Below are 14,121 nucleotides of genomic sequence, written 5' to 3' on the forward strand. Positions count from 1 at the left end.
GGGGTGGGGTCTGCGCGGTTGGCGCGGAGCACCTCGAGGCGGGCCCGATACTCGACCTCGTCGATGTCGCCCTGAGCGAAGCGCTCGGCGAGGGTCTTCTCGGCGCTGCGGGTGCCGTCGGCCTGCCCAGCCTGGGCCGCCTGCCACGCCTGCCAGCCGGGGTGGCCGGAGAAGCCGGGTCCGCCGTGGCGACGCCAGCGCCGGCCGAGGATGGCGAAGAGGGTGACCACGAGCAGGAAGCCGAAGAACGGGATCAGGAAGAACAACCAGACCGGCCCGCCGCCCCAGCCGGGGCCGTAGCCCATGTGGGTGCCGAACCCGGTGAGAACCGCTGTCGAAAGCATGGTGAATCCAATCTGTGTGAGGACCCCTTGCGGGGCCTCGGTGGGGAAGAACCGATGATCCGATTCTTTCCGGCCCCGCTCGCCGGGGCATCGGCCCGGAGGAGGCACCTGTACTACTCCCCCGGGTGCAGGTCACCAGCCGTCGCTGACCAGGCCCGTCTCGTAGGCCACGATCACGAGCTGCACGCGGTCGCGCGCGGCGAGTTTCGACATGATCCGCGACACGTGCGTCTTCGCCGTGAGCGGGCTCAGGAACAGGCGCACCCCGATCTCGGTGTTGGTGAGCCCGCGGCCGACGAGCGCGAGCACCTCACGCTCCCGGTCCGTGAGCACGGCGAGCGCTGCCGGATCGCTCGGGCGCCGCAGCCCCGTCTCGAGCCGGGTGAGCAGGCGCCGGGTGACCCCGGGCGAGAGCAGCGCGTCACCGGCCGCCGCGACGCGCACCGCCCGGATCAGTTCGGTCGGTTCGGTGTCCTTGACCAGGAAGCCACTCGCGCCCGCCCTGATGGCTTGGACGACGTACTCGTCGAGCTCGAAGGTCGTCACGATCACGATGTGCGTTCCGGCGAGCTCGGGGTTGCCCGCGATCTGCTCGGTCGCCCAGAGGCCGTCGCCCCCGGGCATCCGGATGTCCATCAGCACGACGTCTGGCCGGAGGCGGGTGACCTGCTCCACGGCTTCCGCGCCCGTCGCGGCGTCCGCGACGACCTCGAGGTCCGGTTCGGACTCGAGCAGCGAGCGGAAGCCCGCCCGGATCAACTGCTGGTCATCGGCGATGACGACGCGGATCATCGTCCCCTCCGCAGCGGCAGGCGCGCCTCGACGAGGAACCCGCCCGGCGAGGGTCGTTCGACGCGCAGGCTCCCGCCCAGGAGTTCCGCGCGCTCGCGCATGCCGAGCAGGCCCCCGCCGGGAACGATGGCCGGGTCGAGCGGCTCTGTCGAGCCCTCGTCGGTCACGGTGAGCACCGCGTCACCGTCGTCGAGCTCGAGCCGGACGGTCGCTGACCGGGTCTGCGAGTGCCGCAGCACATTGGTGAGGGCCTCCTGGCAGATCCGGTAGAGCGCGAGCTGGGTCGCGGCGGTCGTGGCCTCCGACACGAGCTGCAGTTGCGCGACGAGCTCGACGTGCAGCCCCTGGGCGCTGTATGAGTCGATCAGGGCGGGAAGCCGGGTCAGGTCAGGCTCCGGGGTGAGTGGCGCGGCTCCCCCGCCGCCCTCACCACTCTCCCCGTCGATGTCCGAGCGCAGGATGCCGAGCACCGTTCGCACCTCATCGAGCGCGTTCTTGCTCGTGAGCTTGATGTTTGCGAGGGCCTCTGCCGCCTTCGCCGGCTGGCTGTCAATGAGATGCAGTCCGACTCCGGCCTGCACGTTGATCTGGGACAGCGAATGTGCGAGCACGTCGTGCAGTTCGCGCGCGATGCGCACCCGCTCGCGCTGTTCAGCGGACTGGCGGCGGGCATCCGCTCGGCGGCGCAGCTCGCGGATCTGTTCGCGCCGGGTGCGCACCCCCTCACCGATCGCGCAGAGCGCGGCGAGGGCGACGGTCGTGATCGCGATGCGGGCAGGCTGAAGCGGCACTCCGAGCGTTCCGGCGAGCGCGATCGTCGCCGTCCAGGCCACGGCGACGGATGCGTAGACCCAGACCCGCGCGCCACGCGCGATCCCGAGCACGATCGCGAAACCCAGGGCGACGTAGGGCAGGCCGATGTCCGGGCGGAGCAGGATGAGCGCGCCGGCCGCCGCAGCGCACACGGCAGCGACAGGGCCGGGGAAGCGTCGGGCGCCGAGGAGAACGATCGGGCCGATCAGGGCGAGGGCGACCGCGAGGAACCAGCCGGGCCGGGGGGCGCCGAGCTCACCGCCGAGATCGTGACCGGCGTGGCCGAAGTCGCGGCCGTAACGGGCGAGCACGACGGTGGCGGGAACCTGGACGAGGAAGGAGAAGATCGCGGGGAAGAGCACGCGGCCCGTGCGCGGCATCCGGTTGCCGTAGCCGGCAAAGGGAAGCGCACGGTCGTGGTCGAACCACGGCGCGTCGGTATCCCAGTGTGGTGGCATATTCCGATGCTACGTGCCGGAACGACCCGCGGCGTCCGCCCTCGGGAGTACGTGCCCGTGCGTGCTCCGGCCCGGAACGATCTCACGAGTGCGACCTTTCCGGTCGAGAGTGGCCCGCGGAACGGGCACTCTCGACCGGAAAGGTACCGGGATCAGCCGAAGAGGTTGATCGGCTTGACGATGTCCGCGTAGATGAGCAGGAGGCTCATGCCACCGAGCAGGATGACGACCGCGAAGGTGAGCGGCATCAGCCTGGCCATGTCGACGGGGCCGGGATCCTTCCGCTTGAAGAGCTTCGCGACCCGGCGGCGCAGGCCCTCCCAGAGTGCGCCGGCGACATGGCCGCCGTCGAGCGGCATCAGCGGGATCAGGTTGAAGACGAACAGGGCCACGTTGAGCGAGGCGAGCAGGCCGATCAGGCTCGCGGCCTTGCTCGCGACGGGGATGGTGTTGATGCTCGCGATCTCGCCGGCGACGCGGCCGACACCGACGACGCTGATCGGACCGTTCGGGTCGCGCTCGCCGGGACCGAATGCGGCGTTGACGATGTCGACCATGCGCTGCGGGAGATTCAGGATCATGTGCACGACGGCGCCGACGTTGTCGCCGACGGCGGGAAGCACGGCCGTGACGGGTTGCTGGACGAGTTCGCCTGCCGGGCCGATGCCGACGAAGCCGACCTCCTGGGTGACGGCCTTGCCGTCGGCATCCGTGGTGGCCTTCCCGGCCGCATCAAGGACGTACCGTTCGGTGAGCTTGGGGGTGATCGTGAGGTTCACGTCGGTTCCGGCGCGGTCGACGACGACGGAGAGCGGGGTTCCGGGTGAGCTGCGGATGATCTCGGTGGACTGCTCCCAGCTCGTGATCGCGGTGCCGTCGATGCTCACGAGGCGATCGCCGGGCTGCAGGCCCGCCGCGGCGCCCGGGGATTTCTCGTCTGTCGCCGCGCAGGCGGTCTGGGTGCTCGTGGCCGGGAGCACACACGCGGACACGCTGCCGACCGTTGTGCTCGCCTGCGCGGTGCCGAAGCCCATCAGGAGCACGGCGAAGAGCACGACCGCGATCAGCAGGTTCATGGTCGGGCCGCCGAGCATGATGATGATGCGTTTCCACACGGCCAGGCGGTAGAAGGCGCGGTGTTCCTCGCCGGCGCCGATCGTGTCGGCGCTCGACTGGCGGGCGTCCTCGACGAGGCTCGTCATGGCCCCCGGCCTCTTCGCGCTCGGGTCCTGGGCTATCGGTTCCTGGGCGGGAGCGCCCTCCTGCACGAGCTGGTTGAAGAAGCCCGTGCTGTTCGGGTGCGGCTTCTCTCCGGGCTTCGCGGGCGGGAACATCCCGATCATCGAGATATAGCCGCCGAGAGGAATGGCCTTGACACCGTATTCCGTTTCGCCCTTGCGGCGCGACCAGAGTGTGGGGCCGAAGCCGATCATGTACTGGGTGACCTTGACACCGAATGCCTTCGCCGGCACCAGGTGGCCGATTTCGTGCAGGCCGATGGACACGGCGAGTCCGACGACGACGATGACGACGCCCAAGATGTACAGCAGCACGGTTTCCACAGTCGTAGATTACTCACTCCAAGCTGACAGGCCGCTGGCGGTTCGCTATGCGCGGTGTGGTTTGCTTGGGGTACCGCACCCCAAAGGAGTTCCCCTGACTGCGCCTTCCTCCGGCTCCCCCCGCCCACTCGACGGCCTCATCGGCGTCAGCCTCGCCGACCGTTTCCGGATCGACCGGCTGATCGGCACCGGCGGTATGGCCGTCGTCTACGAGGCGACCGATCTCGCCCTCGGCCGGACAGTCGCGGTCAAGCTCTTCCGGCTCGACACGGCGGACGATGCCGGTCCCGAACGGCAGAGCAGCGAGGTCGCCGTGCTCGCGGGCCTCAACCATTTCGCACTCGTCACTCTCTTCGACGCGGGCACCGCCATCGTCGACGGGACCGCCCGCACCTTCATTGTGATGGAACTCGTCGACGGGACCGACCTGCGCACCCGGATCGCCGCCGGACTGCCGCCTCGGTCAGAGGTCGCAACGATCGGCGCCGACCTCTCAGAGGCCCTGCACTATGTGCACGAACGCGGGATCATCCACCGCGACATCAAACCCGCGAACGTGCTTCTCGCCCCCTCCGGGTTCCCCGGGCGCGCGGCGCACGCCAAGCTCGCCGACTTCGGCATCGCCCGACTCGTCGACGCGACCCGCCTCACGGCGACCGGATCCTTCCTCGGCACGGCGGGCTATCTCAGCCCCGAACAGGCGCTCGGCACGACGATCGGCGCGCCGAGCGACGTCTACTCCCTCGGACTGGTGCTGCTCGAATGCCTCACCGGCGAGCGGGCATACCCGGGAACGGCGATCGAATCCGCGATGGCGCGGCTGCAGCGCGACCCGGAGATCCCGCCGACGTTCGGTCCGGCCTGGGCAGCAGTGCTCGGCGGCATGACCCACCGCGAACCGGGCGAGCGGCTCAGCCCGGCGGATGCCGCGGTGCGCCTGCGGCTGCTGGCGCAGTCCGAGGCGGCGGCAGAGGCCGTTGCCGGTGCCGGTGCGACGGATGCCCCCCTGACGCCGGATGCCGGCGACGCGACCCAGGCGCTCGATCCGACCCAGGCGCTCGCGGCCACGAGCGTCTTCGCGGTTGCCGATGTCCCGACGCGCGTGCTGCCTGCCGACTCCACTGCCGAGACCGTGGCGCTCGGTGCTGCGACAGCACCGCAGGCGACCGGGGCGACCACTCGCCCGCCGCACGGCTGGATCCGGCCACGGGTGCTCACCGGCAGGACCGGTCTGGCCGTGCTCGTCGCAGCGGCAGTGGCCCTGATCACGATCGTCGTGCTCGGCTTCACGCTGCGCCCCGCAGCGCAGGCGGATGCCCCGGCCGGCTCAGCGACGAATTCTCCCATCGCGTACCCCGACGTTGCGGGCTCGCTCGGCGACCACCTGAGACAGCTCCAGGAAAGTGTGGCACCGTGAGCATCCGCGCCAGCACCAGCACTCGCAGCATCAGTATTCGCGCCCGCAGCACTCGCGGCCGTCTCGCGGCGCTTCTCGGCGGCGCACTGCTCGTCGTCTCCGCACTCACTGGGTGCGCATCGGAGAGCTCCCCCGTTCAGCCGTCGACGGCGACCCAGTTGCAGTCCGGAGTGCTCTCGGTGACGCAGGCCGCAGCGGCCGGCGACTACCCCGGCGCTTCGGCCGCGCTCGACGCCGTGCAGGCCGACCTGCTCACGGCGGCCGCGACCGGCCAGGTCACGGGCACCCGGGCGACCGAAATCCAGGCGGCGATCGACGGGGTGACCGCAGACCTCGCAGCGCTCGCGGCCGCGGCGAACACGCCAACGGCGACGCCGGTCGCCCCCCTCGCTCCGGGCCCGTCCGTTGACAGCGGCAACAACAAGGGCAACGGTAAGAAAGACAAGTGCAATCCGAAGAAGGAGAACTGCGACGGGTGACCCCCGTCGCGGGCCGGAAGGACATATGACTCACCACCTTGTTGTCGGGGCCGGCCTGATCGGCCGTCCCGTCGCCGAACGGCTCGCTGCTCGCGGGGACACCGTCACGATCGCGACCCGTTCGGGGTCTGCGGCGGCGGGTGCGACCCCGCTCGTGCTCGACGCGAGCGACCCGGACGCGTTCTCGGCCGCCGCCGCCGGCGCGTCGACGATCTTCCTCTGCACCAACCCGCCATATACCGACTGGGCCGAACGGTGGCCGCCGATCATCGGAGCGGCGATCTCCGCCGCCGCGGCGAGCGACGCCGCGCTGGTCGTGATGGGAAACCTCTATCCGTACGGCCGACCGCGTGGCGCGATGACCGAGCACACGCCGGAGACGACGACCGAGCGCAAGGGCCTGATCCGGAAGGAGGGCTGGCGCCGGGTGCGTGCGGCGCATGAGGCCGGTCAGATCCGGGCGGTCGAAGTGCGCGCGAGCGACTACTTCGGGCCGGGAGCGACCGGCACCGCGCACCTGGGCGAAGATTTTTTCGGGTCGATCCTGGCGTCGAAGACGGCGCGCGTGGTCGGGGATCCCGCGTTGCCGCACAGCTGGAGTTACCTGCCCGACATCGTTTCGACCCTGATCGCCGCCGCGGACTACGCCGGGGACTGGGGCCGGATCTGGCATGTGCCGAGCGCGTCGGCGAGCCGCGTCGAGATCGCGGCCGAGCTGAACGAACGCTACGACTGCACGGGCTCCGTCGCCGGCTACCCGCAGTGGGTGCTGCGCGGCATCGGCCTGGTCAACCCGCTGATGCGCGAGATCTACGCCTCGAGCTACCAGTTCACCTCGCCGTTCATGATCGACTCGGCAGAGACCGAACGCGAGCTCGGCGTCGTCGCAACCCCGTGGCTCGACGCGCTCACGGTGACGGCGGACAGCTACCGGGCCTGACCGCTCAGCCGCCCCAGTTCTGAGCGGGGGCGACCAACGTCGTGACGACGGCAGGGGCGTTCCCCACCCGCAGCCGCACCGAATACGTCATCGCCTCGCCGCTCGCGCCCGTCGCGACGGTCCGTTCCTCGAGAGTTCCGTCGTATGCCGTGCCTCCGGTGACCTCGACGGGCGTCAGGACACCCGGGGCGCGCGCGTCGACGTCGGCCTTGGTCTGGCCGACCCGCACACCGGCGGCCGTGGCTATCGCGAGACCCCCGGAAGACGGCCCGTCGACCTGCGCGTACCAGTCGAATTGCCACGCCGACTCGACGGGGGTGACCGGGTCGGTCAGTGTGATCCCGTCCCAGGCGTATGACGTGCCCGGGTCCGACTCAGCAACGTGGGCGGACGGCGCCACGACGGGCTGGGTCCCTGTCGCTGCGACGAGGATGGCCACGGCGTTCGCAACGGGTTCCGTGTAATCGACAGAACCTCGCGGCACACCGGCGGCATCGACGACCTCGAGCCGGTCGGAATGCACGACGATGGTGGTCGGATCTGACGCCGGGTCTGCCGTCGGCGTCCCGGTCGGCGCGGTCGCGGCATCCGTCGCCGCAGTCGACGGGGAGACCGACGGCACGGCGGCCGGCAGGCTCGCCCCGTCCGCACCGGCGCACGCGGCCAGCGTCAGGGCGAGAATGCCACAGAGCACGGCCGCCGGAACGGCCCGTTTCACACAGATCTTGATCGCAACGCCGTTGTCCCCCGTTACAGTTGTGATCTCACTGTATCCGCTGAATGGGGCGCTGGCCGGATATTTTGGGTTGGCCAGGCGCCGGAGCCGGCTACGCCGCGAGGAGTCTGTCTGCGGCGGCGCGGGCCCAGGCCTCGGCCGCGGCGAGGGACTCGCGGGTGAGGGGGCCGTCCTGCTCGTGGGCGTCGACGACCCGCTGGATGGTGTCGACGATGTCGAGGAAGCCGATCCGGCCGGAGTGGAAGGCGGCGACGGCCTGCTCGTTGGCCGCGTTGAACACGGCCGGGTAGGTGCCACCGGCACGGCCGACCTGCTTCGCGAGCGCGACGGCGGGGAACGCCACGGTGTCGAGCGGTTCGAAGGTCCAGGTCTGCGGTTTCGTCCAGTCGAGGGGAACGCCGACGGCGGCGACGCGGTTCGGCCAGTCGAGGCCGAGGGAGATCGGCAGGCGCATGTCCGGCGGCGAGGCCTGCGCGATCGTCGAACCGTCGATGAACTCGACCATCGAGTGCACGATCGACTGCGGGTGCACGGCGACGTGGATGTCCTCATAGGCGACGTCGAAGAGCAGGTGCGCCTCGATGATTTCCAGGCCCTTGTTCACGAGGGTCGACGAGTTCGTCGTGACGACGAGCCCCATGTCCCAGGTCGGGTGCGCGAGCGCCTGGGCGGGGGTGACCGCCCGCATCTCCTCGCGGGTGCGGCCCCGGAACGGGCCACCGGATGCCGTCAGCACGAGGCGAGACACCTCAAGGGCAGTCCCGGACCGGAGCGCCTGCGCGATCGCGGAATGTTCGGAGTCGACGGGCACGATCTGCCCGGGGGCCGCGAGCGCCGTGACCAGGTCGCCGCCCACGATGAGGGATTCCTTGTTGGCGAGTGCGAGGGTGCGGCCGGCGGTGAGTGCCGCGAGGGTCGGGCCGAGGCCGACAGACCCCGTGATGCCGTTGAGCACGACGTCCGCGTCGACATCCGTCACGAGCTGTTCGGCCTCGTCGGCACCGAGCGCGGTGTCGTCGACCTGGAATTCCTCGGCCTGCCGGTCGAGGAGCACCCGGTTCGTTCCGGCAGAGAGCCCGACCACTTCGAACCGGGTGGAATTCGCCCGGATCACATCGAGGGCCTGGGTTCCGATCGAGCCGGTGGACCCGAGAATTACTACTCGTCTGCGCATTCCCTCAGACTAGCTTTCGTGGTACCGGGTGTCACGGCGGTAGGGTCGAGCAGTGACCGGAGCCAAGGACGAACCCCAGGAACCACTTATCCAGGAGCCCGACGAGGCCGCGGAGACCGCTTCGGATCTCCCCACAACCCGTCGCCCCGGATTCGTCTACTACCTGAGTTACGGCATCATGGCGCCGATCGCCCGGATCATCTTCCGTCCGATCATCACGGGCACGGAGAACATCCCCCGCTCTGGCCGGGTCATCATCGCGAGCAACCATCTCTCCTTCATCGACAGCATGGTCATCCCACTTGTGACGCCGCGCCGTGTGCAGTACCTCGCGAAGTCGACGTACTTCACCGGGACGGGAATCAAGGGGTATCTCACGCGCACCTGGTTCGAGTCCATCGGTGCTGTCGGCATTGAACGCGGCGCCGGCCAGGCCGCACAGGACGCGCTCGACGCGGGGCGCAGCATCCTCGAGGCGGACAGCGCCTTCGCCATCTACCCGGAGGGCACCCGCTCCCTCGACGGACGCCTGTACAAGGGCCGCACCGGCGTCGCCTGGCTCGCACTCACGACGGGGGCCGTCGTGGTGCCGGTCGGCCTGATCGGCACCCAGGAGATCCAGCCCGTCGGTACCCGGGTTCCCCGGGTGCGGAAGATCACCGTGAACTTCGGCGAGCCGATCGACGTGAGCCGGCACGGACCCGCGACCTCCGGCCGGGCACGGCGCCAGGCCACCGACGAGATCATGGCCGCCATCCACCGGCTCTCCGGCCAGGAACTCGCCGGGCGGTACAACGAATCACCCCGCCAGGGACTGCAGGGGCTCGCGGACAAGGTCTTCCCGCGGGAACGCGTCTAACCGGTTTCGGCCGCCACCGGCGCGCGGAAACACCGGGGAAATCGTCGCAAACTAAGCTGGACCCATGTCTGCTTCGTACTCGGTCCCCCAAAAACGCAAACTCGTCACCGCCCTGCCGGGCCCCAAGTCCATTGAACTGCAGGAACGCCGGGTCAATTCGGTGTCCCGTGGAGCCGGCACGCTCGTCAACATCTACATGGACCACGGAGCCGGCGCGATCCTCGTCGACGTCGACGGCAACCAGATCATCGACATGGGCTGCGGCATCGGCGTCACCACGATCGGGCACGCGAACGCCGAGGTCGCGGAGGCTGCCGCCGCGCAGGCCGCGAAGCTGACCCACACCCTCTTCACCGTCACGCCGTATGAGAACTACGTCGCCGTCGCCGAGAAGCTCGCCGAGATCACCCCCGGCGACTTCCCCAAGAAGTCGATCCTGGTCAACACGGGCGCAGAGGCCGTCGAGAACGCCGTCAAGATCGCCCGCAAGTTCACCGGTCGCCGCGCCATCGTCGCGCTCGACCACGCCTTCCACGGCCGCACCAACCTGACCATGACGATGACGTACCGGCCCTGGCCGGAACGCGCCGGAATGGGCCCGTTCCCCGGCGAGATCTACAGCGTCCCGACGAGCTACCCGTACCGCGACGGCCTGACCGGCGAGGAAGCCGCCGAGAAGACGATCGACTATATAACGACCCACATCGGCGCCAGCGAGATCGCGGCGTTCTTCGTCGAGCCGATCCAGGGCGACGGCGGCATCGTCATCCCCGCCCCCGGCTACTTCAAGCGGATCAGCGAGTTCTGCACCGAGAACGGCATCGTCTTCGTCTCAGACGAGATCCAGGCCGGCATCGCCCGCACCGGCGTCTGGTACGCGATCGAACACCACGGCGTCGTCCCTGACCTCGTCACCACGGCCAAGGGCATCGCGGGCGGTTTCCCGCTCGCCGCCGTCACCGGCCGCGCCGACATCATGGATGCCGTGCAGCCCGGTGGCATCGGCGGAACCTTCGGCGGCAACCCGGTGTCGACCGCGGCAGCGCTCAAGGTGCTCGAGATCATCGAACGCGACGACCTGCTCGGCGAGGCCAAGCGCGTCGAAAAGGCCCTCTGGGCACGCATCGGCGACTGGGCCGAGAAATTCTCCGTCGTCGGCGAGGTTCGCGGCAAGGGCGCCATGTTCGGCGTCGAGCTCGTGCACCCCGGAACGACCACGCCGTACCCCGAGGCGCTCACCGCGATCCTCAAGCACGCGACCTCGCACGGCGTGATCGTGCTCGATGCCGGCAGCTGGGACTCCGTGCTGCGGATCATGCCCTCCGTCGTCATCTCCGAGGAGCTCATCGACGACGCGGCATCCGTCATCGAAGAGACCCTCCGCGCCCTCTCCGGAGTCTGACCCGCGCCATAACCCCTGACCAATTCGACGGAGATTTTGCCCGGAAAGCGCTTTTATCGCGCTCTTACGTGTTCAAAATCCAAAAACTCCGTCGAATTGGTTAGGGGGCGGGGACGGTTTCGGGCTCGTGCCGCACCGGGAAGTTGACGGAGGCGGCGATGAAGCACTCGCGGGCGGCCTCGGCATGCAGCGACTGTGCGAGCTCGACCTGGCTCGGATCTGCGACGGTGACCCGGGGGCGCAGCCGTGCCTCGGTGAAGTGACCGCCGCCCTCCTTCGTCTGCACCATCGTGCCGGTCGCGTCGTCGGTGTATCCCACCACGACGACTCCGTTCCGCGCGGCCACGTGCAGGTACGACAGCATGTGGCACTGGCTCAGGGCCGTGAGCAACAGCTCCTCGGGGTTCCAGCGGTCCGCATCGCCGTGGAACGTGCGGTCTGACGAACCCTCGAGCGGATGCTTGCCCGCCGCCGAGACGACATGGTCGCGGCCGTACGCCCGGTAATCGCTCGTGCCCGTGCCGCGGTTGCCCGTCCAGGCCACCCGCACGTCGTAGTGATGCTCGATTTTCATTCCCCGATTCTCTCAGGGGGCTACCCCAACCAGGAAACGACACTGGGTAAACTGGACGCATCATGACTGACACGCTGACGCCCTCGACCCCAACGTCCACTGCTTCCTCGGTCACGCAGGAGCGACGCATCGTCACGGCCATTCCCGGCCCGCGCTCCGTCGACCTGCAGAAGCGCCGGCTGGCGACGGTGTCCGGCGGCGTCGGCTCCGCGCTCCCGGTGTACATCGTGAAAGCCCACGGCGCGATCGTCGTCGACGTCGACGGCAACCAGTTCATCGACCTCGGCGCCGGCATCGGCGTGACGACGATCGGCCACACCGAGGCGAGCGTCGTCGCTGCCGCGGTCGGGCAGGCTGAGGACTTCATCCACACCCTCTTCACGGTCACGCCGTACGAGGAATACGTGCGTGTCTGCGAGCTCCTCGCCGAGCACACCCCCGGCGATTTCGCGAAGAAGTCGGTGCTGATCAACTCGGGAGCCGAGGCCGTCGAGAACGGGGTGAAGATCGCCCGCAAGTTCACCGGTCGCCGTGCCGTCGCCGTGCTCGACCACGCGTACCACGGCCGCACCGTGCTCACCATGGCGATGAACTACAAGGCCATGCCGTACGCGACCGGCTACGGCCCGCTCGCGAGCGACGTCTACCACGTGCCGAGTTCCTACCCGTATCACGACGGCCTCAGCGGGGCGGATGCCGCGGCACGCACGATCGCCTACCTCGACAAGGTCATCGGCGCGACCGACCTCGCCTGCCTCGTCGTCGAGCCGATCCAGGGCGAGGGCGGCTTCATGGTCGCCGCTGAGGGGTACTTCACCGCCCTGCAGGAGTGGTGCACCGCGAACGGCGTCGTCATGATCGCCGACGAGATCCAGAGCGGCATGGCCCGCACCGGCGCGTACTACGCGAGCGAGCACTTCGGCTGGGTCCCCGACCTCGTGCTGACGGCCAAGGGCATCGCCGGCGGCTTCCCCCTCGCTGCGGTCACGGGACGCGCCGAGATCATGGACGCCTCCCAGACCGGCGGCCTCGGCGGCACCTTCGGCGGCAACCCGGTCTCCTGCGCCGCGGCGATCGCCGTGTTCGAGGCGATCGAGGCGAACAACCTGCTTGCGGAGGGACAGCGGATCGAGAAGACCCTGCGCACCGGTCTCGGGAAGCTGCGGGACAAGTACGACATCATCGGGGACATCCGTGGTCGTGGCGCGATGATCGCGATCGAGCTTGTGCAGCCGGGCACAGGGGAGACCACCAAGGTCGCCAACGCCGCCGCGGTCAACGCGATCGCGGCATACGCCGCCCAGCACGGCGTGCTGCTGCTGACCGCGGGCACCTACGGCAATGTGCTCCGCTTCCTGCCGAGCCTCGCCGTCACCGACGCACTGCTCCTCGATGCCCTCTCGGTCATCGACGACGCGATCGCCGCGCTCTAGTGTCGTTCGAGGACACAATCGGGCACACCCAGCTCCCGCACCCCGTGCAGACCTTCGCCGTGACGGATGCCGTCGAACTCGCCGTCGTCGAACGCAGCGGCTTCGTCGAATCGAGGCATGCCGGTTCCGCCGTCGTGCTGACGGGCGAGGGCGCCGTGCTGCGGTCCCTCGGCGACGTAACGAGCCCGGTCTTCCCGCGCTCGTCGATGAAGCCGTTCCAGGCCGTCGCCGTGATGGCGAGCGGTGTCACCCTGCGCGGTGAGGACGCCGCCATCGCGACCGCGAGCCACACCGGAACCCAGCGGCACGCCGACCTCGTGCGCGGACTGCTCACCCGCGCCGGAATCCCGGAAACCGCGCTCGCCTGCCCGCCGGCGTGGCCGATCGACCACGCGACCCGCGACGCTCTCGTGCGCCTCGGCGCCGGCCAGGCCCCCATCTACATGGAGTGCTCGGGCAAGCACGCGGCGATGCTCGTGGCGTGCGTGCAGAACGAGTGGCCGCTGACCGGGTATCTCGAGCCGGAGCATCCGCTGCAGAAGCGCATTCTCGACGTCGTGGAACGCTTCACCGGGGAACGCCCGGCCGCCTCGGGTGTCGACGGCTGCGGCGCGCCCGTGCACGCGCTCTCCCTCGCCGGGCTCGCGCGCGGCATCGGCCGGATCGCCTCGTCGAAATCGAACTCGCCGTTCGCGATCTACCGCGAGGCCGGGTTCCTCTCCGAGGCCGTTCGCCAGAACGGCTGGGTCGTCGCAGGCCCCGGCAAGCCGGACACTCTCGTGATCGACCGGCTCGGCCTGTTCGTGAAGGGCGGCGCGGAGGGCATCATGGTCGCGGCCGCCCCGAACGGAACGACGGTCGCCCTCAAGATCCTGGACGGCAGCCTGCGGGCGGCGACGCTCGTCGCGCTCAACCTGCTCGCCGATGCCGGCGCGATCGCGCACACGGATGTCGAAGCGCTGCTCCCCGACCTCGGCCTCGCCGTGTACGGCGGCGGCCACCCGGTCGGGCGGATTCACGCGAGCTACCGCTAGGTCGAGCTCGACCCCCGTAACACCTGTTCCCGATCCAGCTGTTGCCGATGCGGACGAGTCCGGCCCGCGCACCGGGCGCGATTGTCCGTATCGGCAACAGTCAG

14 protein-coding genes are annotated in these 14,121 nt (G+C 69.6%); 7 read left to right on the forward strand and 7 right to left on the reverse strand.

Going from position 1 to position 14,121, the window contains the following annotated elements; genetic code table 11:
* The 4 genes from QN350_RS06770 to QN350_RS06785 all read right to left on the reverse strand — a co-directional run.
* Positions 1 to 344, reverse strand: a 344-nt coding sequence (locus QN350_RS06770) for a hypothetical protein (protein ID WP_323516025.1), incomplete at its 3' end; no start/stop codon positions are given.
* Positions 345 to 476: 132 nt separating this feature from the next.
* On the reverse strand, positions 477 to 1,136 hold the full coding sequence (locus tag QN350_RS06775; RefSeq protein WP_281535468.1) for a response regulator: 660 nt from the start codon (positions 1,134 to 1,136) through the stop codon (positions 477 to 479).
* Complete coding sequence (locus tag QN350_RS06780; protein WP_322137604.1) at positions 1,133 to 2,407, reverse strand: sensor histidine kinase; 1,275 nt, start codon at positions 2,405 to 2,407, stop codon at positions 1,133 to 1,135. Before QN350_RS06780 ends, QN350_RS06775 begins: the two co-directional genes overlap by 4 nt.
* Before the next feature lie 152 nt (positions 2,408 to 2,559).
* Positions 2,560 to 3,969, reverse strand: coding sequence for a M50 family metallopeptidase (locus tag QN350_RS06785; protein WP_322137605.1), 1,410 nt, complete (start codon positions 3,967 to 3,969; stop codon positions 2,560 to 2,562).
* A 61-nt stretch (positions 3,970 to 4,030) separates the two neighbouring features.
* Between QN350_RS06785 and QN350_RS06790 the strand changes: the two genes are divergently transcribed.
* The 3 genes from QN350_RS06790 to QN350_RS06800 are packed head-to-tail and all read left to right on the forward strand — an operon-like array spanning position 4,031 to position 6,805.
* Complete coding sequence (locus QN350_RS06790) at positions 4,031 to 5,386, forward strand: serine/threonine-protein kinase (RefSeq protein WP_322137606.1); 1,356 nt, start codon at positions 4,031 to 4,033, stop codon at positions 5,384 to 5,386.
* Positions 5,383 to 5,865, forward strand: a complete 483-nt coding sequence (locus QN350_RS06795; RefSeq protein ID WP_322137607.1) for a hypothetical protein — start codon at positions 5,383 to 5,385, stop codon at positions 5,863 to 5,865. The genes QN350_RS06790 and QN350_RS06795 overlap by 4 nt, the downstream gene beginning before the upstream one ends.
* A gap of 25 nt (positions 5,866 to 5,890) precedes the next feature.
* Positions 5,891 to 6,805 carry an NAD-dependent epimerase/dehydratase family protein gene (locus QN350_RS06800; RefSeq protein WP_322137608.1) on the forward strand — a complete coding sequence of 305 codons (915 nt, stop codon included), beginning with the start codon at positions 5,891 to 5,893 and terminating at the stop codon, positions 6,803 to 6,805.
* Positions 6,806 to 6,809: 4 nt separating this feature from the next.
* On the opposite strand, the gene QN350_RS06805 is transcribed toward QN350_RS06800, so the two are convergent.
* Both QN350_RS06805 and dxr read right to left on the reverse strand, forming a co-directional pair.
* Positions 6,810 to 7,523: a hypothetical protein gene (locus tag QN350_RS06805; RefSeq protein WP_323516028.1), complete on the reverse strand. Its 714-nt coding sequence runs from the start codon at positions 7,521 to 7,523 to the stop codon at positions 6,810 to 6,812.
* 109 nt (positions 7,524 to 7,632) lie between these two features.
* Complete coding sequence (gene dxr / locus QN350_RS06810) at positions 7,633 to 8,715, reverse strand: 1-deoxy-D-xylulose-5-phosphate reductoisomerase (RefSeq protein ID WP_322137610.1); 1,083 nt, start codon at positions 8,713 to 8,715, stop codon at positions 7,633 to 7,635.
* Positions 8,716 to 8,767: 52 nt separating this feature from the next.
* Between dxr and QN350_RS06815 the strand changes: the two genes are divergently transcribed.
* Together QN350_RS06815 and QN350_RS06820 are read left to right on the forward strand one after the other, a co-directional pair.
* On the forward strand, positions 8,768 to 9,574 hold the full coding sequence (locus QN350_RS06815) for a lysophospholipid acyltransferase family protein (protein WP_416172996.1): 807 nt from the start codon (positions 8,768 to 8,770) through the stop codon (positions 9,572 to 9,574).
* A gap of 64 nt (positions 9,575 to 9,638) precedes the next feature.
* The gene (locus QN350_RS06820; protein ID WP_322137611.1) at positions 9,639 to 10,976 is read left to right on the forward strand and encodes an aminotransferase class III-fold pyridoxal phosphate-dependent enzyme; all 1,338 of its coding nucleotides are present in this window, start codon (positions 9,639 to 9,641) and stop codon (positions 10,974 to 10,976) included.
* A gap of 100 nt (positions 10,977 to 11,076) precedes the next feature.
* Here QN350_RS06820 and QN350_RS06825 read toward each other — a convergent pair whose 3' ends face one another.
* Entirely contained in the window at positions 11,077 to 11,550 is a 474-nt protein-coding gene (locus QN350_RS06825) for an OsmC family protein (protein ID WP_322137612.1), read from the reverse strand.
* 62 nt (positions 11,551 to 11,612) lie between these two features.
* Here QN350_RS06825 and gabT point away from each other — a divergent pair, with 62 nt between their 5' ends.
* Together gabT and QN350_RS06835 are read left to right on the forward strand one after the other, a co-directional pair.
* A complete protein-coding gene (gene gabT, locus QN350_RS06830) occupies positions 11,613 to 12,983 on the forward strand; it encodes a 4-aminobutyrate--2-oxoglutarate transaminase (RefSeq protein WP_322137613.1) in 1,371 nt (456 codons plus the stop codon).
* Positions 12,983 to 14,017 (forward strand): asparaginase, encoded by a 1,035-nt coding sequence (locus QN350_RS06835; protein ID WP_322137614.1) that lies wholly within the window; start codon positions 12,983 to 12,985, stop codon positions 14,015 to 14,017. Before gabT ends, QN350_RS06835 begins: the two co-directional genes overlap by 1 nt.
* Positions 14,018 to 14,121 lie beyond the last annotated feature (104 nt).

The sequence above is a fragment of the Cryobacterium sp. 10I5 genome (assembly GCF_035019865.1).
GTDB classification, from domain to species: Bacteria; Actinomycetota; Actinomycetes; order Actinomycetales; family Microbacteriaceae; genus Cryobacterium; species Cryobacterium breve_A.

Bases quoted from the DNA above. Each gene is read 5' to 3' on its own strand.
- QN350_RS06775 (WP_281535468.1), bottom strand. From the start codon at position 1,136: ATGATCCGCGTCGTCATCGCCGATGACCAGCAGTTGATCCGGGCGGGC.
- QN350_RS06780 (WP_322137604.1), bottom strand. From the start codon at position 2,407: ATGCCACCACACTGGGATACCGACGCGCCGTGGTTCGACCACGACCGT.
- QN350_RS06800 (WP_322137608.1), top strand. From the start codon at position 5,891: ATGACTCACCACCTTGTTGTCGGGGCCGGCCTGATCGGCCGTCCCGTC.
- dxr (WP_322137610.1), bottom strand. From the start codon at position 8,715: ATGCGCAGACGAGTAGTAATTCTCGGGTCCACCGGCTCGATCGGAACC.
- QN350_RS06820 (WP_322137611.1), top strand. From the start codon at position 9,639: ATGTCTGCTTCGTACTCGGTCCCCCAAAAACGCAAACTCGTCACCGCC.
- QN350_RS06825 (WP_322137612.1), bottom strand. From the start codon at position 11,550: ATGAAAATCGAGCATCACTACGACGTGCGGGTGGCCTGGACGGGCAAC.
- gabT (WP_322137613.1), top strand. From the start codon at position 11,613: ATGACTGACACGCTGACGCCCTCGACCCCAACGTCCACTGCTTCCTCG.